Here is a 1,109-nt window from a genome sequence, read left to right as displayed (position 1 = left end):
CGGGCCACCGCCGGGCTGGCCGAGGCGATCGAGCGGGCGCTCGGTCTGGTGCCCGACGCCTACGGTCCTGTCCTCGACCCGAAGCTCGATGTCGAGCGGGTTGTTGTCGCCGAGTGGCCGACACTGCCGGTCGGGCGCCGGGTCCTGCGGGAGTGGCTCGGGGCCCACCGTGAGGTGGGCGGGATCGTCACCGGTATCGGCACTGGTCCCACCGGGCTGACGATCGGGTGCCTGATGGCCGCGCTCGCGGACGGCCGCCCGGTCGACGTCCGGCCGATCCAGGAACCCGCCCACGGCAAGCTGGTCGACCTGCGCGTCGAGGACGACCCGGCGCCGTGGCTGGCGCGGCGGCGGATGTTCGGCGCGCTCGCCGCCCATGTCGGCGACGACCATCCGCGGACCCGTGACCTGCTGCGCATGCTGGATGCCCGGCAGCGCCTCGACGTCGAGAACTTCACGAAACTCGGGTCCCGGTGCGGGATCGACACCAACGGCGAGCTGGCTGTCACGGATCCGGCGGCCCTGGAGAACGCCTTCTTCGACCGGCTTGCCCGCCGTGAGGTGCAGGCGGTGATGCTCGGCCGGGCGTGGCTGCTCAGCGGATACAACTCGTTACGAGAAGCCGGTGACCCGGTCATCGACAACGAGGGCAGACGCGGCCCCGGGAAGACGGAGACGCTGGGGCCGTTCATCGAACGGGTCAGCGGTCGCGGCCACCTGAGCAAGGCCGGGGCATTCCTCACCGGTCGAAGATGGATCAACAACTTCGCCGGCGACAAGCATCACGGACTGCGGATCCCGAACCGCGGCTACCTTGTCAGAGCGGCCGGGTCGGCACGCCACGCGGACGACCGTGACCCCCGCCGGGCCGGGGCGCTGTTCACGCGGATGCCTGGTCTGCCCAGCGTGCCCGACCTGTTCCGCTGGTCCTCGGCCGCGTCCGGTGAGGTGCTTGTGGCCTACAGCGTCGGTCTGCAGGAGGAGCGTGACGGCCGGCGTCCGTTCGCCGATGCCGTGTGCGACGCGGACACGTTGCGCTCCCTGACGGATCTCATCGACCCGCGGCCCCGGGACACCGCCCCCGGGCAGCCGAGGGACGAAGGACGGTT

The 1,109-nt window shown here is 71.6% G+C and carries 1 protein-coding gene; it reads left to right on the top strand.

Annotation, left to right across the window (positions count from 1 at the left end):
- The coding region (locus tag NBW84_RS02725; protein WP_250281380.1) for a hypothetical protein at positions 1-1,109 on the top strand (1,109 nt) is incomplete at both ends.

Origin of the sequence: Protofrankia sp. CiP1_Cm_nod2, assembly GCF_920664355.1 — a bacterium.
Taxonomy (GTDB): domain Bacteria; phylum Actinomycetota; class Actinomycetes; order Frankiales; family Frankiaceae; genus Protofrankia.
Note: the sequence above shows the minus strand (reverse complement) of the source record. Positions and strands in the feature narration are given on the sequence as shown.